The sequence below is a fragment of the bacterium genome, from assembly GCA_019695335.1.
In the GTDB taxonomy this organism is placed as follows: Bacteria; CLD3; CLD3; order SB21; family SB21; genus JABWBZ01.
In genome coordinates, this window is record JAIBAF010000034.1 from 1 (window position 1) to 21,169 (window position 21,169).

General features: G+C 41.8%; 19 protein-coding genes. All 19 read left to right on the forward strand.

What is annotated here, in order from left to right:
* The coding region (locus K1X84_10000; GenBank protein MBX7151961.1) for a hypothetical protein at window positions 1-1,454 on the forward strand (1,454 nt) is incomplete at its 5' end.
* Between the two features lie 39 nt (window positions 1,455-1,493).
* Complete coding sequence (locus K1X84_10005; protein ID MBX7151962.1) at window positions 1,494-8,291, forward strand: fibronectin type III domain-containing protein; 6,798 nt, start codon at window positions 1,494-1,496, stop codon at window positions 8,289-8,291.
* Complete coding sequence (locus K1X84_10010) at window positions 8,288-8,662, forward strand: hypothetical protein (protein ID MBX7151963.1); 375 nt, start codon at window positions 8,288-8,290, stop codon at window positions 8,660-8,662. The genes K1X84_10005 and K1X84_10010 overlap by 4 nt, the downstream gene beginning before the upstream one ends.
* 189 nt (window positions 8,663-8,851) lie before the next feature.
* Window positions 8,852-9,847: an RHS repeat-associated core domain-containing protein gene (locus tag K1X84_10015; GenBank protein ID MBX7151964.1), complete on the forward strand. Its 996-nt coding sequence runs from the start codon at window positions 8,852-8,854 to the stop codon at window positions 9,845-9,847.
* 78 nt (window positions 9,848-9,925) lie between these two features.
* A complete protein-coding gene (locus K1X84_10020; GenBank protein ID MBX7151965.1) occupies window positions 9,926-10,537 on the forward strand; it encodes a hypothetical protein in 612 nt (203 codons plus the stop codon).
* A 1,364-nt stretch (window positions 10,538-11,901) separates the two neighbouring features.
* Complete coding sequence (locus tag K1X84_10025; GenBank protein ID MBX7151966.1) at window positions 11,902-12,390, forward strand: PQQ-like beta-propeller repeat protein; 489 nt, start codon at window positions 11,902-11,904, stop codon at window positions 12,388-12,390.
* Window positions 12,391-12,495: 105 nt separating this feature from the next.
* Window positions 12,496-13,179 (forward strand): hypothetical protein, encoded by a 684-nt coding sequence (locus K1X84_10030; GenBank protein MBX7151967.1) that lies wholly within the window; start codon window positions 12,496-12,498, stop codon window positions 13,177-13,179.
* 25 nt (window positions 13,180-13,204) lie between these two features.
* On the forward strand, window positions 13,205-14,416 hold the full coding sequence (locus K1X84_10035; protein MBX7151968.1) for a hypothetical protein: 1,212 nt from the start codon (window positions 13,205-13,207) through the stop codon (window positions 14,414-14,416).
* 50 nt (window positions 14,417-14,466) lie between these two features.
* Window positions 14,467-14,832 carry a hypothetical protein gene (locus K1X84_10040; protein ID MBX7151969.1) on the forward strand — a complete coding sequence of 122 codons (366 nt, stop codon included), beginning with the start codon at window positions 14,467-14,469 and terminating at the stop codon, window positions 14,830-14,832.
* A 411-nt stretch (window positions 14,833-15,243) separates the two neighbouring features.
* A complete protein-coding gene (locus K1X84_10045) occupies window positions 15,244-15,576 on the forward strand; it encodes a hypothetical protein (protein ID MBX7151970.1) in 333 nt (110 codons plus the stop codon).
* Window positions 15,545-15,898 (forward strand): hypothetical protein, encoded by a 354-nt coding sequence (locus tag K1X84_10050; GenBank protein MBX7151971.1) that lies wholly within the window; start codon window positions 15,545-15,547, stop codon window positions 15,896-15,898. Before K1X84_10045 ends, K1X84_10050 begins: the two co-directional genes overlap by 32 nt.
* A gap of 135 nt (window positions 15,899-16,033) precedes the next feature.
* Window positions 16,034-16,549 (forward strand): hypothetical protein, encoded by a 516-nt coding sequence (locus tag K1X84_10055; GenBank protein MBX7151972.1) that lies wholly within the window; start codon window positions 16,034-16,036, stop codon window positions 16,547-16,549.
* A gap of 11 nt (window positions 16,550-16,560) precedes the next feature.
* Entirely contained in the window at window positions 16,561-16,995 is a 435-nt protein-coding gene (locus tag K1X84_10060) for a hypothetical protein (GenBank protein ID MBX7151973.1), read from the forward strand.
* Window positions 16,996-17,023: 28 nt separating this feature from the next.
* Complete coding sequence (locus K1X84_10065) at window positions 17,024-17,632, forward strand: hypothetical protein (GenBank protein ID MBX7151974.1); 609 nt, start codon at window positions 17,024-17,026, stop codon at window positions 17,630-17,632.
* A gap of 93 nt (window positions 17,633-17,725) precedes the next feature.
* The gene (locus K1X84_10070; GenBank protein ID MBX7151975.1) at window positions 17,726-18,784 is read left to right on the forward strand and encodes a hypothetical protein; all 1,059 of its coding nucleotides are present in this window, start codon (window positions 17,726-17,728) and stop codon (window positions 18,782-18,784) included.
* 12 nt (window positions 18,785-18,796) lie between these two features.
* On the forward strand, window positions 18,797-19,030 hold the full coding sequence (locus K1X84_10075; GenBank protein ID MBX7151976.1) for a hypothetical protein: 234 nt from the start codon (window positions 18,797-18,799) through the stop codon (window positions 19,028-19,030).
* Between the two features lie 118 nt (window positions 19,031-19,148).
* Window positions 19,149-20,009, forward strand: coding sequence for a hypothetical protein (locus K1X84_10080; protein MBX7151977.1), 861 nt, complete (start codon window positions 19,149-19,151; stop codon window positions 20,007-20,009).
* Entirely contained in the window at window positions 20,009-20,353 is a 345-nt protein-coding gene (locus K1X84_10085; protein ID MBX7151978.1) for a hypothetical protein, read from the forward strand. The genes K1X84_10080 and K1X84_10085 overlap by 1 nt, the downstream gene beginning before the upstream one ends.
* The gene (locus tag K1X84_10090; protein ID MBX7151979.1) at window positions 20,329-21,156 is read left to right on the forward strand and encodes a hypothetical protein; all 828 of its coding nucleotides are present in this window, start codon (window positions 20,329-20,331) and stop codon (window positions 21,154-21,156) included. Before K1X84_10085 ends, K1X84_10090 begins: the two co-directional genes overlap by 25 nt.
* Window positions 21,157-21,169: the final 13 nt, after the last annotated feature.

Here is a 21,169-nt window from a genome sequence, read left to right on the forward strand (position 1 = left end):
ACAAAACAGGTATTTATGGACAGATTAAGAACATTAGAACATATAAATTGGATCAGGGCGTTCTTAAAATTCTTAAAGAAGATAAAAGAATGTATCAATTTAGTAAAGACCTCCTTACGACGAACGTTACACCTGTTAATGGAGTTGCAGCCGATCAAAAGTCTCGTTGGTTATTTAAATCAGCCAACGATTGCGTGTCTTATACTAATACGCCCATCGGGCTTATTCAGCAAAAATATTGGACAAAAAATGAAGACGATCCTGTTACTTATATCAATCACATTAAACAAGGCGTTTACTTAGTTGGTACCCAGTCAGTAGAATATTTTTACGATCCTAATAACAATTCAAATGGCAGCAGCAGTATAACCAATTATAACATCGCATTCGATGCGAATGCCGGATTGGTATTAACTACTGAGTTTAAAGATTCTAAAGGCGATCGTATTGTCAACGAAAACAGACCGGCATATTGGTTTTATTCTTCGATGAAAAATAAAAACATGTTGACGCAAATGGCTGAACAAAGATTATACGATATTTCAGCAGCAGCAGGAGAAGTCTTAGTTTATGATCCGTCTCACCAGTGTGATGGAACTATTGAAAGTTGGATTCTACCTCATTTGAAATCGGCTAGCATCACTACTTGGAAGAATTGGTTGACTGCAGGAACAGATTGGAATAATGATGGTAGTATCGATTATCTTGATCAAATATGGCGTCAAAATGATACATATACTTCTAATAAAATAGGTTCAAGTTTTGTTTATTTCTCCAACTGGACAGTGGCTGACAACGAAACATCCAATCCGGGTAATTATGATTTGCCAAACGGCTGGAAACGAACTTCCAACATTACGGCGTACGACCGTTTCGGGCATCCGACGGAAGAACGTGGCCTCGACGGCACTTACACGTCGTCCATATACGGTTATGGCGATGCGCTTCCGGTAGCCATTGCGCAAAACGCTCTGAATACTCAGATCAAATTTTTCAATTTCGAAGACCCGGCCAATGCATCGGGTGGAAAAACCGGCGCTTATTCTAAGAGTTATTCGGGAACTGTTGCCGAATTGTCGACGCCTTCCGTTACCGGAACGTACGTGATTTCCGGTTGGGTGAAGCCGACTTCGTCGACAACGATCAATGGCGTTTCATATCCGGCGAACGGCCAATGGCAATTTTTCGAAGTCAAAAACCTTGCTCAGAATACGACCTTATCGATCACAGCCGGCGCCGGTAATATCGACGACGTCCGAATTCATCCTGTGGAAGCAACCATGTCGACATTTACGTACGACATTTTGACATGGAAAGTCACAGCCATATCGGATGCCAATAGCATCATAACGTATTACGAATACGATGATGTTGGGAGATTGATCAAAGTTTTTGATCAGGACAAAAATATGATCAAGAAACACACATACCAATACAAGAGAAACGTCAACTAAAAAATTCTGAATTTGGAATTTTAAAAAATTACAGATTTTATGAAAAAATTATTGTTCGCTCTGATTTTTTGCATGCCGTTTTCTTTGCTTTTCGCACAGGAAGAAAACGTACAAAAGGCCGATTCTCAAAACGCTTTAAATGCACTGCCATGTGAAGAATGTGGCGGCGGTGGAGGTGGTGGTGATAATATTTCTCTTGAAAGTTATACTATTCAGGTAGTTGATGCTTCAACCATTCGCCTTATTGCGACAATCTTGACAAGCTATGGCGCCTCTACAGTTTTTACGTGTAGCCTGAAAGTGAATAATGTCACCCTGACGACAACGGCAACCAATGCTCAGCTTTCCTCAGGAGTCAATTATACTATTACATCAGCCAGCTTAGTTCCGTTTAACAATTACATGACTGAAGTTACAATTAAATACGGGTCGACGACTTCAGGTACAGACGATATATTGCGAAATTTTCAGTTTGCTGCTCCTGAACCTTCTGCACAGGCAACCAACATTGGATTTAACACCATTACCACGTCTTCGATGAATGTTACGTGGACGGCGGCGTCAGGGCCGCCAGCAGGTTATATTGTGTTACGCTCGACGGCATCTCCTAACACTGCTCCATCCGATGGCACGGTATACAGTATTGGTAATGCTTTAGGAAATTCTACAGTGGTGTATGTCGGTTCAGGAACGTCTTTTTCTTCCACAAGTCTTAGTTCTAATACAACCTATTACTATGCGATCTATGCTTACAATGGGTCGGGAACGATTACGAATTATCGCACAACCTCTCCGCTGACCGGCAGTCAAGCCACGCCTGCGGCTGAGCCGACGAATCAACCTACAAATATAACATTTTCCAGTGTCAGTTTAACAGGATTAACCGTCAATTGGACTGCCGCATCACCGGCTGTTAATGGCTATCTTGTCATACGAAAAACCAACGGAGTTCCTACAGGCGCTCCGACGGACTTTACGACTTACGTTGTCGGCAATACCATCGGCGATGGTACGGTTGTCTATGTCGGCTCGGGAACTTCTGTAGGACAAACAGGCCTGACTGCCAATACGAGGTACGGATATGCCGTATTTGCATACAACGGTTCAGGAGCCGGCACTAATTACAAAACGGCCACGCCACTGACGGGACTTGGGAGTACATTGGCGACCGAGCCGGTTGCGCAACCGACGTATATGACTTTTCCTATCGTAACTGAAACGTCTATCAAAGTTCAATGGGAATTTAGCGGCACTGCAGACGGTTTCCTGGTGGTCATGAAAGCAGGCAGTGCACCGACGGCATTACCGTCCGACGGAACCGAATATAATACAGGTGAAACCATTGGCGACGCCATTGTTGTAGGCAATACGGGGCTTGCATACGAAGGCGATAGCCAAACGAAATCAGTGGAACCGGGAGGCGGCAATCCAACGTATGCCATGGTTGCCTTATCGCTATCTTCTAATGTAAATTATTTTTTTAAAATATTTTCGTTTAATGGCGGGTTGTATACGGGGAGTTCAAATTATCTTACAACTAATCCGCTTTCGGGCTCACAATATACGATTGCATCCCAACCGGGCGCTCAACCTACGGGATTGAATTTTAGTTCCATCACGCCGGTCGGCATGACACTTGGATGGACCGCGGCATCAGGTTCTCCCAATGGATATATTGTTCTAAGAAGGGCGGGTGCTGCTCCAACGGGAGTTCCCGCCGATGGGGCTACGTATACGGCCGGTTCGGTTATCGGCGATGGTACGGTCGCTTATGTGGGAAGCGGGACGTCATTTGCCGAATCGGGACTTGCATCGAATACGACGTATTATTATTCCATTTTTTCATACAACGGTGTTTCTGCGAATTTCAATTATCTTACGACAAGCAGTTTGAGCGGAAATAACACAACGATGGCGAGTGAACCGACGGCGCAAGCGCCGACTATTTCATTTACGTCGATCACTACGAATTCGATGATCGTCAACTGGACGGCGGCTTCGCCTGCACCATCAGGGTATCTCGTCGTTCGTACGACGTCCACCAGCGCCGATCCGGCCGATGGGACAACATATGTGGCCGGTAGCTCGACTCTGGGTAACGGAACAGTCGTATACATCGGTTCCGGAACTTCGTTTACTTCCAGTGGTTTAAGTGCCGGGACGACCTACACCTATAAAATTTATTCATATAACGGTTCGGGATCGACGATCAATTATCTCATCGCGTCACCGACGACAGGAAATAGAGTTACCTTATCGAATGAACCGTCCGCACAACCAACCAATCTGGTCATCAGCCAAGTGACGTCGTCGTCCATGACGCTCAACTGGACGGCTCCGGCAACCGCTCCTACCGGGTATTTGATTCTTCGTCGCGGAGGAACGGTTCCGACAGAAGTTCCAGTCGACGGCACTACGTACGGTTCGACATTTGGTGCCAGTCAGGTTTTTATGGTTACCGGAACATCGACTAATTTTACCGGTTTGATCGATTACACGAATCATCACTATAAAATCTGGGCGTATAACGGATCGGGCGCGAGCATCAATTACAATACCGTTTCGCCATTGTCGGGCAATCAATTTACATTGGTCGCGCCGCCGCCTGCGCCAACCGGCATCGAATTTAGTTACATAGGATCGGATCGTATGAATGTAGGCTGGACTCAAGGCGCCACAGCGCCAGCCGGTTACCTGATTCTTCGTCGGGCCGGCGGCCCTCCGGGACAACCCGTGCAGGGAACGGCTTACACGGAAGGACAGAGCATCGGAAGTGATGGAACTATTGTCGATTTTTCAGGTAATATTCAGATGTATATGCAGGAGGCTGTCCGAACCGGTGCCGCTGAACCTTGTACTGAGTGCGGCGGCGGCGGTGGCGGCGTAGTCGAATTATACGTTACATCCACCGGCATGCAACCTTCAACAGCGTATTATTTTGCCATCTATGCATACAATAGCCCAGGTACGGGCACCAGCTACAGCAGCGGATTGACAGGCAATGCAACGACATTGCAAGCCGATCCGGCAGCGGTTAGCAATTTTACGGTATCGCCGCTTACGCAATCATCCGTCAGTATTTCGTGGTCGGCTGTATCCGGTGCGACAGGTTATATTGTCATCCGTCAAACGTCGGTTACAACGGCAAAACCGATTGACGGTATTGTTTATGGGTCGCCCGGAACTGCGGCAGGTGGCACCGTTGCTTACGTTGGCAATGGACTGACATGTACGGATAATGGACTGGCATCCAGCACGACCTATTATTATTACATTTTTGCATATAACGGATCAGCCGCCACGACCAACTACGGCAACGGAGTGTATGTCCCGTATACCACGCCGGAAGGAAAGAATTATATTACTTCACAAATTTTTCTCAGGCCCGGTGTGCTCGATACGCACGTCGATACGCTGAATGATGTTTTTATTCAACAATCGTCTGCTTTCTCCGATGGCATGGGGCGGTTGGTGCAATCGATTGCTAAACGCGCGTCGCCTTCCAAAAATGATATTGTCACGGCCGTGGAGTATGATCTGTATGGCCGCCAATCCAAATCTTACCTGCCATTTGTATCGATCAATGGTGCAGGTGTGTTTCGGTCTTTTAGTATCGATAGTAGTTTAGCTTTTTATCAAAAAGGACTGAACGGTATTCCCGTCAGCGCCAAACCTTATTCATTGACTAAATTTGAAAACTCACCTCTCAATCGTGTGATCGAACAAGGTGCGCCGGGTGAAACATGGCAGCCGAATGTCGGCGACTACAATGGCCATACGATCAAAAACTGGACAAGCGGCAACACTACCAATTCAGTAAGACTGTGGAAAACGGACGGTACCGGTACCGGCTATTATGCCGCTAATGAAATCATCGTTCAACAAACGGTCGATGAAAACGGGCAGTCCGCCTATACTTATGTGGACAAGTCCGAACGCACCGTAATGAAAAAAAGTATCAAAAGCAGTACGGATGTCATTACACATTACGTATATGATGATTTTGGAAATCTGAAGTTTATTATTCCTCCGGAAGCGCACGCAGCCATGCAAACATCGGGTACATGGAATATTAATTCCAATAACATCAAAACGCTTTGGTGTACCGAATTCTGGTATGACAATGAAAACCGATTGATCAAAAAGAAAATCCCCGAAGCGGATACGATTTTTACGGTTTACGATAAACTCGGAAGAGTCGCGCTCACGCAGGACGGGAAACTCAGAACCGATAATAAATGGATGTTTACCAAGTATGATATCATGGGAAGACCTGTCTTGACGGGAGTGTATTCTCATGGCTCAGCCGTTGGTTTCCAGGCTATGCAAGACCTGGTCCTGGCCGATCCCGACGTGTATGAGACCCGCTCGTCCACCAACTATTCCGTCCAGCTCGGTTACACTAATAATGTGTATCCGAATATTGCCAATTGCGAAATATGGACGGCCAATTATTACGACGATTATAATTTCGATTATACCGGGGGGGACGACTACACGTATACCAGCGATACCGATTTTTCAGGCAATACGCCCTTCTATCGCCTCAAAGGCAAACTCACCGGAACGAAAACCCGGATTCTCCTCACTCAGCAGCAGCCTTACGCCGGATACAATCAAGCCAATCACTCCGAAGCTAATGTCGTGCTCAAAGATCAGATGCAGAGTTCCGGTACGATCGCAGCCAAAGAAATCGCTCTGGAAGGAGAAGTCGTCTTAAGCGGCGAGATGGTTTTAGAAGCGAAACAAGATGCAGCAGGCAATCAATCTAAACAGGAGAAAGCTTTTACTGCGGCCGTGATCAGCCAGACGTGGCTGACGGCCGTGAGTTTCTACGATAAATACGGGCGTGTGATTTATACGATCTCGGATAATTCGATGGGCGGAACGGACAAGTCGTATACGGAATACGACTTTCCAGGCAAAGTTCTGAAAACCAAAACGATTCATCAAACCACGGCTACAACCGTCACGGTGAAAAAACGGTTTGATTACGATCATGCCGGCAGGCTTCTCAAAACGTACCAACAGAATAATTCCGATTCCGAAATTTTATTAGCCCAGAATCAGTACAACCAACTGGGCACGCTCATTGAAAAAGATTTGCATTCCACGAATGGCGGTAGTACTTTCTTGCAGGCGGTGAATTATACCTACAATATCCGGGGGTGGATGACGAAAGTAAACGATCCTTCCAATCTCGGCACGGATCTATTCGGCATGGAACTCAAATACGAAACGATTAATTCCAATCTGACCGGCAGCGCGCAGTATAACGGCAACATCAGCCAGCAAATCTGGAAGACCGGCTCCACGACCAGCGGCTTTGGATACACGTATGATCCATTAAATCAATTGACGGCCGCGATCTATGAATCGGGAGTAAATTTTGATACCGATTATGACAAATATTCTGAGAAAAACATTACCTACGACTTGAACGGGAATATCAAAACCTTACAGCGATATTCAAGTTCACTGACCGATAATCTGACGATGACGCTGAGCGGGAATAAACTGATCGGGAGCGATGATGCGGTGGTCAATTCGGCAATGGCAAGTGATTTTGAAGACAGAGGAAGTACTTACAGCGGAAGCAATATCGAATACACGTATGACGTGAACGGGAATATGACCGTCGATAAGAATAAAGGCATCACGAGCATTACGTATAATTATCTGAATCTACCGATCACCGTCAACTTCGGAGCGACCAAGCGTATAGACTGGACGTACACGGCAACTGGAGTGAAGCTGCAGAAGAAAGTCTATGACAATGGGCTGATACTGACGATCGATTACGTGAGCGGGTTCGTTTACAAAAACGAAACCTTGGACTTCTTCTCTACGGAAGCCGGACGTGTGAAGAAACTTGCGGGTGGTAGCCTGCAGTATCAATATAATCTCAGTGATCAATTGAACAATACTCGAGTCTTGTTTGCTGACAATAACAGTGATGGATTTGCAGATGTTGTCGAGGAGTTTCATTACTATGCTTTTGGAATGAAGATTGAAGGCTTATCTACTTTAAATCCTGATAATAAGTTTATGTATAACGGAAAAGAATTGGTAGATAATTTTGGACTCAATTGGTACGAGTATGGCTGGCGCATGTATGATGCACAACTTGGAAGGTGGCATGAAGTAGATCCCATAGATGAGTTTTATTCACCCTATTGTTATGTTGGAAACAATCCGATTATGTTCATTGATCCTGACGGAACATCATACGAATACAATGTGGATGCCGAGGGTAATGCTACTAGAATAAGTGATAAAGGTGGTGCTGATGTCGACTATTTTAATTTTATTGATGGTGATCTAAAGGGGTACAGCCTTATTGTTGATCATGTAAAGGAACAAGTCATATTACAATTTCCAAACTTCAGTGAACCCCTGAAAGAAATTGTAAAAAATGTTGGGGCTGACCCATGGGGGGCTTCTGGCAAATTTTATGCATATGCCTCTTCATTGGATGCAGCACAGCAAAAAGCCACGTTTGAAGGTAGAAACAGGGCAACTTCGCTTGACTATGAAGCAACTAAAGACGGTGCGGCTGAATTACTGTCACTTGTCGCTGGCGGTGAAGTATTAGTTTTTATCAAGGAGCTTGGTTTTTCAGTTAAAGTAATGCGCTATGTTAACTCCTCTGGTTTTGGAATCAATCTTTATAAGAAGGGTGAGCGCTTACTTGGATTGGACTGGCACAAATTTAAGCTCGGCGGCAAAGTAACAGGAAAGATAGTGAATTTGCCGCACATTGATTTGGATAAGCTGGGTGTTAAACACTGGCCTTGGAAACAAATGGATCAATGGATGAGAGGTGTAAAAAAATGATTCCAATAATAAACGAATATAGTATAAAGCTTGTATATCGCATGATAGGGCAAGCAATAGAAGGTAATTTAAAACAGAAAGATTTTTATGAGCAGTGGCCGGATGAATTAGAAGGATTAGATGTGTTCGATATGATATTTTCGGATATCGAATCTGCAATTGAACATTTTCCCGGTAGATGGTTCGTACAAGAGTCTAATCACGAGCAGTGGCATAAAATGCCAGAATATTTCATTTTGTTGATTGATCAACTAGTTTTAGAAAAGACGACAAAGCCAATTGAAATCATTGCCTGTCGTGATTTTGTTTTGCAAGGAAAACCACTTTCACGTGAAATTATTCGAAAGAGAATAGATGATTTCTTTAAATAGCTTTTCTGAAATTTGATTATTTAGTCTTAATTTGATAACTACTTGCTTTCTCGGTTCTAGTGTCGCTCCAGTAGCCCCCACTACACCATCGTTTTTTTGAGTTTCTTGCGAGGGCGTGTCAAAAAACTCTCCGGTGGTAGTCTGCAGTATCAATACGACATCACCGATCATCTTGGGAATACCCGTGTGATGTTCGCCGACACGGGCGCGACTCCGAATGGTGTAGCGGACATGCTTGAATATAATTCTTACTATGCGTTTGGGATGAGAATAGAAGGAACGGGATTAAGCAGTTCATCTATCGATAATAAGTTTACATACAATGGGAAGGAACTTGAAGACGATCATAGATTGAACTGGTATCACTACGGCGCAAGATTCTACGACCCACAAGTGGGACGGTGGCACGTGGTGGATCCGCTTGATGAATTCCATTCGCCGTATATCTACGTCGGGAATAATCCAATTGCGTTTCTTGATCCTGATGGAGCTGGGGAAATGTACTTTGATGATGGAACGTACATTGGGAATGATGGCGTAGATGATGATAAAGTCTGGATGATTGCTGGTACTGAAGCCATAGAAATGTCTGTATCTCATACAGAATTGATGCTACTAGCGGCAACTTCATACGGAGAATCATCGACAGCGAATGTTTCCAAAGAAGTGTACAGTATAGCAAGTGCTATTATCAATAACATGTCCGCGCGTGGTTCAAGCGCAACGATCACTAGTACGATTGATGGTTTTGCATTTGCTGCATCTGATGGCAATCCAAGAGTTCAAGAGTTTAATGGCACAAGCATGGAAAATCGAAATGGTAAATTTATGCAGACAGCGGTTGCTGGAGCACTTAATGCTGTAAATGGTGGAGTCGATTATTCAAATGGTGCAACTCACTGGGCCGGAGACGACATAGGATCATCTGCAGAGAAAAGAGCAACTGGCGGATTACTATTTTCTAATGCTGCTCATGATCTTTTTGGACTCGGTAGTTCGTCAAAATCGGGTACGGGATACTGGTATGACGCAAGTGGAAAGGTCACTGGAACAAGAGGCACTTGGAATTATACTTGGGAAACAACAGCTGCATTTGGAGGAACGGTAAACGGAAATACAACAGGGAGTACTTTTATGAGAAAAACGAATGACTTTATAAAAGCTACGGGTGCCCCCAGATATTAAGATTAAAAGGAAATCCGCAAAATGATCATAGTAAGCACCATTTTATTAATTATGTTTTCTGGGTGTGATTCGGTTGATATGAAAAGACTGTTATCATGCCTTCGAAACGATATCAAATTCGAACAGATAGAAGGCAATTTTAGCTACTACGAAAGCGATTACTCAAAGAACATGTTTAAGAGCGTTTTTGTTTCAAACTATCCTTCAAAATTAAGATACATCAGTTGTGGGTCAGTTGTTTCTGATACGCTGTTTTTTGATAACACTCCAATTTCAATTCCTAAACAAATGCCCTTCGATCCTCTGGCCGCCAAGTTGTACAGATTCGTTTTCGAAGGACAAGAATATTTTTGTATGTTGTCCAAGGCATCGTCGGCGAGTGGTTCGGGCATGGAGGTTACATTTTATACATTGATCGAAACTGAGAATTCTCACATTGAAAATGTAACTTTTTTTTCAAGTAGGTTTGGAATTGTGGAAAACATCGGTGATTTCAATGGAGATCGAAAACTTGATTACATAAAGCTGACTCACGGAAAGGAATCAAAAGAATATTTCGCTAAGTTGTATTCGATCAAATCTCCGGACGCAGTCTTGGACGATGGACATTACCTCATCATACGATATAAGGGCAACGATCTATTTTGTATCGATAAGTGGTCGTGGTCGTTTGAAGCAAACTGTAAATGAATTATTTTTCAGCCGCTTCACCTCACTACGCGCAGTTTATTCTGGAAAAAGATTTTAAGTCCCGCGCGTAGTCAGGCTCCGCGTGGGATACCACGCCCGCGCTGTCGCGCCGGCATTGGCTATTCAATACTTGAAGGTATTGCTAACTTTTTTGGGTTTGGATCAGATGTTTCTCATCGTGCGATGAACAAAGACAATCCCGATCATCCGGTCCATAACTTATCAGCAGATGCAGCCTTAAGAGAAAGTCAGTATCAAGCTGAAAGGACTAAACAGTAATATGAATCAGTTTTTTCGTACGTGTAATTTTCTAACCGCGGGACTTCTAATTGTTCTTTTAATTGTTTTGGTTTGGAATTCATTTAGTGATGAACATGGTGATAAGTTTCTTGCGGTTTTTGTAGGTAGCTTGATTGCCGCAGCATTTTTTGGTGCTGAAATTTTTCTTCTTCTTTACGTACGTAGTCGAACAATACAAAACAATACTAGGATATACATTCTTCAAATTTTTGCAATGACGGTATTGGTATGTTTTTTATTTATCATATGGGGTTTTATTCTTACGCGACAGTCAATAGTAATGGGAGAAATGGAATTTCGGCAATTGGCTTTTATTCTTCTGAGTATGTTGATCCTCGCTTATTCAATTCTCTCAATTATTTATTTTGGTAATAAATTACGCATCAAAAAATAGTTGCCTCGCCAGCCTCACATGCTCACGGGATTTCTTTTGGAGTTGCTCGCAGGTCAGGCTCAGCGTTGATACCACGCCCCCGCTGTCGCGCCGGCTATTGAGCAGATGTCGCCGCTTCCGCTCGTTTCGCGCTCCCCGCATCGCTTGCAGCGGCTCCCATTTGTTTCCTCCGATTGCATATAGGTTTTTTTACTTACCTATAAATTCGTACATCACCACAGACAGAGAGGGGCGCCGAGGATCGTGCGCCGCAGGCGCAAAGCCGAGGCGTGGGGAGAGCCTTCTCCCCGAGAGTAATAAATTGCATTCCACGAATAGCGGTAGTACTTTCTTACAGGCGGTGAATTTACTTCAAATCAGCTTTTCACCGGACCTATTTCAATAACAACTTACTCAAAAAACATGTATCGAAATACACAAAAAACGTGTATTAAGTGTTACCCAAAACATGAATATTTTCAATGACAAAAGTCATTGACAAATCTTCTTAAGAAAACTACTTTACGCCGTTAGCCAAAGCCACATTCCTGAGGGAACGTAGCTTGTAAACTATGATCTAGCCCCAATCAAATTTCTCTAAAAACCGAACGTAAATTTTTCCGATTGTTTTTCAATCACTTGTACCTTTTTTGCAATTAGCTGATACACACATTTATAAGGAGACCCTGCCATGAATTTCAGGTTTATTACTCTGATGGTTGTCCTGATTAGTTTTGAAACCGCAATTGCACAGACATTGCCGGTTATCTGGGAACAAAAAATGAGTCCCGGAGCGACTAAAATAAAAATGCACTCCAAGGATGATGCCCTTTTCATCGGATCGGGTGAAAAGTTCATCACGGCCTTCCATGCAGCCGATGGCAGCATCGTATGGAGTTACAAATTTGAAGAAAAGTTCGGCATCAAGTCGTTTGAATGGCAGGAATGGAACCGTGAAAATGGCGTCATTTTATTAGGCAATTCAGACGATAATAGTATTAAAATTTTTATAGACGAAAAAACAGGGAACGAACTTTGGCGGACGGATAAACTGTCTGAATTTAAGAAATATGCTTTTAACGAGTCGTTCACTAATTGCTTTGTCAATGAACTTCACGCTTTTCCTATTATTGGCGGCGCGGCGTGCGCAATCCGACGCTTGAATTGGCTGATTTCATGACGGTAGACGGTCAATTTATTTTCGAATATGCTTTATCGAAAGCCAGGAAATCCGTAAATGGTTAAAGAATGTAAACTTCACTTACTACACACATGGGATTTTTTTATGAAAAAATTAATAATGACTGTTCTATTAGTTTTGATCGGATGTGCACCGTCGACCCGTTTTATCAGTCCGGAATATGATGGAAAAACTTTGGTTGGCAAAACGATCGTGATCACGCCGCTAACGGATCGAAATTTATTTATCGAAAACACCGACGACGTCAAAGATGATCTTGGAGATGGCAATGCCCGCAGTGTTTACACGTCATTTTTTGATTCTACCATGACACAAGCTGTACGAAAATATGCCAGAATGAGAAAAGTACGGATTAAAGATTTCAATATTCAACCCGTTCTTGAAAGTACCACGTTTACCATCGGCAAAGATAAAACGATGGAAATCGCTTTACCCCAGGAAGGGCAAACGACCGAATTTGATTCGACGTACGATTTTGTCTTGTTTATTGGGCGGCTTGATATTTCAAGGTATGCAGGTCAGGCTGGAACGTGGATTCCCGGTCCAAAAGGCGGAGGAAGTACCGTAGGTGGAAAATCGCCTGCTCTTCTTCACAAGGTTACGTACGCCATCTGGGACAATGAAAAGGGGAAAATCGTGTGCTACGGTCAATTCGACGCTGAAGCGTCTTTTGCATTTGCTATGACACGAGGCACTTGGGTATCGGCTGTTGAAACCGTCGCGTATTTGATTTTAGAAGAGAGTCCGTTTTTTAAACGTTCATATTAAAACACTCACTTTCACTCGGATTACAATGAAAACTTTATTTCTTATTCTGCTTTTCACTGTCACCTTACACAGCCAGGACCGCTCGTTAGGTATTGTCACTTTAGTGCTGAATCCGGTACTGCAGGGCGATTCGGTCGTATGGAATGGAACGGACGAATCGGCGTATTTAAAAGCGCTTGAGGACAAACTTCCGGTAGTTTTTGAACAGTATTCGCCGATTGTTTTTCAAATCCGCCGCTCAAAAATGAATGTCAACAAACACATGTTGGCAACGGCTAAGACACAAACGGGGTTTTACGTCCCTTCGACTCAAATTAATATCGGCGGATCAAAGCCGTCAACCATTCTGTGGCTGCAGGATCTGCATGTGTCACGTTTGGAAGATTCTTTGCATTGGTCGTGCAAATATCTTATGTGGGACAACCTGGATGAAAAAGTTATGGGGTATGGCATATTACAAGCCTGTATGCATGCCGGCGACTCGGGTATCGATTGGGATGCAGCGGCCATCAAGTTTGGCGAACAATTGAAAATGCAAATGGCGACACCGGAAGTTTCCCCGGTTTATATTGTAACGACGGGGTCCCAGAATAAACGAGTGGCTATGCGATTCAAAGCCATGGGACATTTGAATTTTCATCTGCCCAAAAAAGATCAGGGAGATCCCTATGTTCCGGATGAATACGAAAACCTCCGAACTCATCCGTCTATTACGCAGTATTTTTCCAATGCACCTTCATTCACGCCGTCCGTAGAAATAGTTTTTCCTCAAAAAATTTCGAACATCATTCTCGGAATGGATTTTAATTTCGAATCGCTGGAATCTTCAGGCTCTCGGACTTTGGTGTATTCCTCAGAAGGTATTCCGAATGAAACATTGCATGTTCGGACGATTGGCTTTTTAATATGCTACAGTCAGAAATTTAATGATTTCTCAGACGCGTACTGGTTTGTTAAAGGGCGCCTTGATTTTAAAAAATATTCAGGGAAATCGCATTTTACCGATTTCACAATCAAGCTCAACTTTGATGAAGCAGTCGCTCCGGGTTTGAGTTTCGGTGTAGAAGGCAAACCGTCCGGGATGCTGTTCGGTCTATCGGCCGAACTGGGTTTCAGTTTTGCCAGTACTAATTTAACTTCTGCGTCGATAGGTGGAGATGCTGTGCCCATCGATTTTAAACTGGCGGACAATCAGATTTATCTGAAAGCGGGGATATTTTATGATTGGAAATGGTAAATGAAAGGGGATGCAGATAAATAATCGTTTTCAAAAAAATAAGGAACTATATGTTATATTGGCACTCGTTTAAGGTTGCTGAAGATGAGTTAAAAAAATTGGAAAATACTAATAACATCCAAAAAGCATATATTTTAGATGTACCTTCGGCTGGAAATTCATTCTTACTTACTGAAAACGATGGGATTATAAAACTTCAGCCAATTCATTTATCACTAAAATGGGTTCTACATTTTATAGGTCTGTGTTGTTCTGGATTGGTTCTCATTCCTTTTTTTATCATGGCGCTTAAAGCGAAAGACTTTGAAACAATGTTAGGTATGGTAGGATTTGTAATGGCGATGTATACTTCAATAGTTATAACTTACGTAAGTGAAAGAAAAAAAATAAAATCATTACTAAAACTCACAAAATAATTAACGGCAAAACTTTGATCATTAACTCGCGTATGGATACGTTTCCATAGGCACAGTTTGACGCCTTAAAGCATGAAAATAGAAAATAAACAAAAAATATTATCGATTGGATTAGCTGTTGGAATTACATCGCTTTTTGGATATATCCTTTTTAGGCCAGGTCCTCTCCCACTGTTGCTTTATAGCATATGGAAGATCTGTGGCAAAATAAATACAGAACAAAATTTTATAAAAATAGGATATGCGATAACAGCATTAATAGTATTTTCGTTAAGCAATAAAATTTTTTATAAAATGTTGTCTAAACGATAACAACCTTAGCGGAGACGGTCTTTTATCGCACGAAAGGCAAAGTCACCGGCACCAAAAACCAAAAATCTTGGGCTCACTTAGTTCTTGGTTTCAGCCAAAATGAAAAAAAAATTGCAAGATGCTCTCATTGAATTAGCGAATTTTAAGCTGAGAGTGAATGATTTCATCGATACGGCTGTATATGAAGTAGTGTTTGATATAATAACAGCCGACACTTTCATCTCAGGGGTTGCTACTAAAATATTAGATTCAAGTCGGATTTCAATTGCAGAAAAAACTATTTTAGATAGACCACTATTAGATAATTTTTATTGGTTGTCACCCGACGGAAGAAAAGTTGATATAAGTAAATTTCCCCAGATTATTGAATATGTTGCGCAGATAGAAAAAGTAAGAATTTGTGGAAAAAAAATTGTTCAATCTGAAGTATGAGGTAATTCAAGAGATGTACTACTATGGTATGAGAATCGAAGGACTTGGCACACAGAATGACAATAAATTTTTAGTCAATGGCAAAGAGCTCACCGACGACTTCGGTCTGAACTGGTATGAGTATGGCTGGTGTACTTACGACGCGCAACTCGGAAGATGGCATCAGGTCGATCCGATGGATGAATTTCATTCGCCGTACTGGATGAAGCCATTCAAGCCGCTGGGGGAGAAATTACAGCAGTTAGACAATCCGGACGTGAATTACTCAGAATCGGTTCAGGCGGAAAACATGGTATTTCAGGTCCTCATGTACATGAGTTGATCAGAATGGTCGATCCGCAAGGAAAAATACGCTATAAAATAGCGAAAGAAGCTATTCCTGCAACACAGAAGCATATTAAAGAGCTTTACAAAGCTCTTCAGAATAATCTTTATAGAACCAAAGGGATTAGGTGAAATGATAATAGGAATTGGTTTTCTGCAGAACAGATCGAAAATTGAAGAACAACTTTGCAACTTATGCGATCAACAAAATTACGTAATTGAATTTGGGGACAATGCTTGTCCTCAGGATTTAAGAAATGGTGTTAAAATTGTATTAGAGAGATTTTCAATACAACTTATTGGCTTTTTACGTAATCCTAAAAATCTCTCTGAAAACGAAGCTATTTCTATAGGTACTGCACTTGATTATGGTAAAAACACTGAAATTTTTTTTGATTTTTTAAGACAAGTAAGAAATATTGTTCTCAACGAGAAGATTGCTGAATTCGTTGTTTTATTTGCTACAGGTTGGTCTACCACTCAACGTGTAAGAAAACGGGAAGGCACTATTGATGATTTGCTCTTTTTATTAAGCCAACCCTGTAGTTGGGAAGAAGAATATTATGAACCTCACACGGATTCCTATTGGTGTAGTGATGATTATCCACTTGTTTTTACGGTTTTGGTCAACAAGCATGTGGTTCAGTAGTCTCAACGACAATGTTTTTCAGGCCATCTGAAGATGTATTTAATGGATTGAAAGAATGGACGAAAGTTGCTGAGTTTACTGCGTATACGGTTGTCATGGCTGCAGGAGGAGAGGCGCTTTCTACCATGATGTGGGCTGCAAAGGTAAATTCATTAGTAGGAGTAACTGAGGCAAACAATGTAGTTCAGGCGACTAATAAAGTCGTTCAGACGGCGAATAGTGCTGCAACAGTTAGTCGTCATGCAAATAACATTTTAAATAAAACTCTTACCAAAGAACAAATTCAAAAACTAGTTGATATTGAAAACCTTGCCGAATCAAGTTTAAAAAAAGGCCAGTTTCGAATGGATGCTTTGATGGATATTTTGTTAGAAAATGGTGTGAGTGCTGAGGAAGCATTTAAAATGCTGTCTCCTTTAAGAGGTGGTTGGAAAATTATCAAATAATCAAATTATCCTTGATAAGGAAAAACACTTGAAATCTAAACTTCAAAATCATTTTTCAGGTCAGATCGCCAAAAAAATTATCAAGCATAAGATCGGGGTTGAGGCAATCGAGGTACATGGCTTTATGTTGCGATTAGAATTTGAGTTTATTGAACAACCTGTGGATCTTAAAATTTATCACACACTGAAATCAGACATACAAGAGGTGGTAAAGAAAAATTCGGGTTTTTTTATCGGGCTTGAAGTTGCCAACATAGCAGACTCCTTCTTTTCTCAAGAACTGTTTTGTGATGATTCCCATATATCTGCGTTAAAAAGTGCGATTGAAATTGATCGTAAGATTCTTTTCACTTTTCAAAAAGGAATTGCCTATAAAATAGGAATTGCATATGGAAAAATAGTTGTAGGAAACTTACAAAAGTTCGATGATAATGTTTTTGTTGCTGGTGGTGCTCGCACGAAAGCAGGTTATATTGTCAGTCAATTCCTGCAATCTGATTCAGCGAATATTTTGGTCGATTTAAACACTCGAGACGAATTAATTAATTTGCATAACATAGCATTTGAAGAAGCAGGAAAAATTAAGTTGCCTGGCAGCGTTGATATCTCTGTATTTGGATTAAGAATGTTAGGATAACTGCTTTGACCTATTCGGCCCGGCGGTGAAAAATTACGCAAGACGGTATATACGAATAATGTCGTCACGACGACATTAGATTACGTGTCGGGAGTGTTTGATTACAAAAACGGTTCTCTCGACTTTTTCTACTGTGAACAAGGCCGGGTAAAGAAACTCACTAACGGCAACCTGCAATATGAGTACTATATCACCGACCATCTTGGGAATACGCGAGTGACATTTTTTGACGGAGGTTTAGGCGAGATCGTGAGGCTCGAAGAATCACATTACTACGCCTTCGGTATGCGTATAGAGGGACTTGGTACGCAGAGTGACAATAAATTTTTATTCAATGGCAAAGAACTGACTGATGATTTTGGATTAAACTGGTACGAATATGGCTGGCGTACTTACGACGCGCAGCTCGGCAGATGGCATCAGGTCGATCCAATGGATGAGTTTCATTCACCGTATTGCTATCTGGGGAATAATCCTATGAATTTCATTGATCCAGATGGAAGCAGCACTGATGACCCTGATCCTGTTTGGGATCCTTCAAGTGGAAGCTTTTTAGGCCCTGAAATAGTAATTTACGGAGAAATGCCATCAAAATGGGAAACATTCACGTGGTTCAATGGGTTGGATGCGTGGCAACGGCAAACTGCTATGCAGAATGAAAGCCTGCGTAAACGTATGCATGAGATTTTTAAAGAATACACTGGTACAGTTGCCTCAATTGTTTCACCATATCTTGCTGTAGGAGTGGCTGTTTATGAAACCACAACAGATGGTCCGAGCGTATCGACACTTACAGCAGCAATTCCTTTTATTGGAAAACCTGCAAAGCTTGCGAGCAATGTTTTAAAATTTCCTAGTTTACCAGCAGTGCAAAAATTCTTTACAAAAGCAGGACATGGAATTGAATTGGGATTAAAAGGAAATTGGAATCCTGCGCAAGCAGCCGCAACTCGAAGCGCAATAAACCAATTCATTAATAGTCCCAGCGTGATAACAATTCAAGGTGTTTACCGAGGGAATCCGGTTATACATTATGTAAATCCAAGTACGGGTATGAACATAATGTCTGATCAAGTGGGAAATTTTGTTGGAGGATGGAGACTTGAAGCTGATCAATTGAAAAGTATATTAACTTCAGGAAGACTATGGTAAGGAGATATCTATATGGATACGACGTCCCCGATTAATTTAGAACTTTCGAGAGATGAAGCATTAGTGCTATTTGATTTTTTAGCAAAATTTGATGATGCTAAAGGTGTATACTCGTGTGATGAAGTCGAACAGGCGGTTCTTTGGATTCTTGAAGGCAGGCTTGAGGCATTGCTTGTTGAAATTGTGAAGCCAGAATATCGAAACTTAGTGATTGAGGCTAAGAAAAGACTTCTAAATCCGTTATAAATCTCTTTGGCTGTTGATTATTATATAGATATTCAACTTCATTAAGCATGGAAATATAAGCGGTTTTCTGTTTTTTGTCTTAAAATGTAAAATAATCTGTGCCAAATATGAACACGGCATGAGGATCGAGGGACTTGGTACGCAGAGTGACAATAAATTTTTATTCAATGGCAAAGAACTGACTGATGATTTTGGATTAAACTGGTATGAATACGGCTGGCGTACTTATGATGCTCAGCTTGGTAGATGGCATCAGGTCGATCCACTTGATCAATTCAATTCACCATATTGTTTTGTGAGTAATAACCCAGCGAACTTAGTTGATTTTGATGGGCTTTACGGTGGTGATCCGGAGCTTGTTTATATTGGGCAAACCAAAATTGGTGATAATCCGTATGTAGCGGTTTTTGAACTTGTTGACATGCCAGATCAGAGTTTCTCTTTTGATGAATTATTTTCATCATTATGGAATAGTGATTGGATGAGATCAAGGGTTCCAGATTTTATAACTATAAGCTACGGGTTTAGCGGAATCGCTTCAGTTGGAGCGCAAGTTAATGTTGTTGATTTTAATTGGGTTACTAGAGGTCCAGAGGCCTCTTGGAAACCCATGCTTACCAATACAGCTGGAATTGGTGCAGGATGGAATATCGATTTGGGCTACAATGTTGGCGGTGCAAACTATATGGGTCCTGTTGGAGAAATCCGAAGAAGTATGATTCCGACAGGAAATGTGAAAGATCCTGCTTCCTGGACTTATTGGGGTAGCGCGTCTGGAATTCTACCGGTGACACCAGGATTTGGAGCTGAAATAGGTGTGTATGGAACCATCCAAAGAGCTGGAAAATCTTATATTGTTGGACGAGGTGTTTCAATTGGAGGAGCTATAACTGCACCAGTGCCGCCATATTTATTTAACGCGGCGAGTGGAGTTTCAGGTACATTTAAGTTACATGATTTTTACGAAGGGGAAAAATAATGCTAAAAAAAATTCAAATAATAGTATTCAGTATTATCATCTTGGGAGGGGGGCTTTCGCTGAAAATATGTGGTGATCAAACTCTGAAAGACCATTTTCTTATTTTTAATTCATCTAAAATTGAAGGCATACTGGATACCATAAGGGCAGAAAGACTGCAAATCTATTTTCAATTAAAAGAGAAGAAAGAAGTATATGGCTTTGTGCCGTATGCCAATGGTGATATTCTTTTTGAAAGAATTAGTGCAAAAAGCGATTCAGTTTTTAAGGCTGCAAACAGCGATACTCTTTATCTTTACCAAAAGGATAGTACTTATAAATTTACTTTCAAAAAAATCGAATAGTCAAACTAGCCGACTTCGGCCTGAACTGGTATGAATACGGCTGGCGTACTTACGACGCGCAGCTCGGCAGATGGCATCAGGTCGATCCAATGGATGAGTTTCACTCGCCATATTGTTATGTTGGCAATAATCCTGCAAATCTCATAGATCCGGATGGAAGTCAGACGGGTGGTGGTGTGTTAACTCCTGAGGACAATCAGCGTACTAATTACATTTTTCCGGAAGTTGTTATTGAAGCGGAACGTATTCACAACATTGGGTTTTGGATTCCTCCTCCAATGTTTGAATTCAATTATCTGAAACCAAAAGTCGAAGCACCGGTTTTCAGTGGACTTGGCATGATGATGTGGAATCAATATGAACAGCGTGCGAATGCTTCAGTAATTGCTGCACAAACCGGAAGTACCTTGGCTGGACTTGGGTTTGGTTTAATGGAAGCCGGCTATTCAATGGCGGCGGAAGGATATCTGGCAATACGTTATGGAAATAGCGCGTTTGTAGTTACTAGAGTTTTTTGGTCAGGGGAAGGGGCGAAAGAAACTGCGTTTAATTTTGCAAAAAATAATGGAATGGAAACCCTTGAAATGACGACAAGTGGGCGAATAATGGATAAGTTACATCCTTATTTACCTCGTTTCATATCTAGCCCTATTTGGAAAACATTGTCTACAAATTTCGCAAGAGGTGCAAGTGGAGAAGCTCACTTTTTTACAACTCCACTAGGGCCGCGTTCAACAAGTATTTGGTTAAAAATAGAGAAACCAATTTTAGACTTAAATCATGTTAAAATAGTACCTCACTAATATCATCATTTAT

Bases quoted from the DNA above. Each gene is read 5' to 3' on its own strand.
- K1X84_10005 (MBX7151962.1), top strand. From the start codon at position 1,494: ATGAAAAAATTATTGTTCGCTCTGATTTTTTGCATGCCGTTTTCTTTG.
- K1X84_10010 (MBX7151963.1), top strand. From the start codon at position 8,288: ATGATTCCAATAATAAACGAATATAGTATAAAGCTTGTATATCGCATG.
- K1X84_10015 (MBX7151964.1), top strand. From the start codon at position 8,852: ATGTTCGCCGACACGGGCGCGACTCCGAATGGTGTAGCGGACATGCTT.
- K1X84_10020 (MBX7151965.1), top strand. From the start codon at position 9,926: ATGAAAAGACTGTTATCATGCCTTCGAAACGATATCAAATTCGAACAG.
- K1X84_10025 (MBX7151966.1), top strand. From the start codon at position 11,902: ATGAATTTCAGGTTTATTACTCTGATGGTTGTCCTGATTAGTTTTGAA.
- K1X84_10030 (MBX7151967.1), top strand. From the start codon at position 12,496: ATGAAAAAATTAATAATGACTGTTCTATTAGTTTTGATCGGATGTGCA.
- K1X84_10035 (MBX7151968.1), top strand. From the start codon at position 13,205: ATGAAAACTTTATTTCTTATTCTGCTTTTCACTGTCACCTTACACAGC.
- K1X84_10040 (MBX7151969.1), top strand. From the start codon at position 14,467: ATGTTATATTGGCACTCGTTTAAGGTTGCTGAAGATGAGTTAAAAAAA.
- K1X84_10045 (MBX7151970.1), top strand. From the start codon at position 15,244: ATGAAAAAAAAATTGCAAGATGCTCTCATTGAATTAGCGAATTTTAAG.
- K1X84_10055 (MBX7151972.1), top strand. From the start codon at position 16,034: ATGATAATAGGAATTGGTTTTCTGCAGAACAGATCGAAAATTGAAGAA.
- K1X84_10060 (MBX7151973.1), top strand. From the start codon at position 16,561: ATGTTTTTCAGGCCATCTGAAGATGTATTTAATGGATTGAAAGAATGG.
- K1X84_10075 (MBX7151976.1), top strand. From the start codon at position 18,797: ATGGATACGACGTCCCCGATTAATTTAGAACTTTCGAGAGATGAAGCA.
- K1X84_10080 (MBX7151977.1), top strand. From the start codon at position 19,149: ATGAGGATCGAGGGACTTGGTACGCAGAGTGACAATAAATTTTTATTC.
- K1X84_10085 (MBX7151978.1), top strand. From the start codon at position 20,009: ATGCTAAAAAAAATTCAAATAATAGTATTCAGTATTATCATCTTGGGA.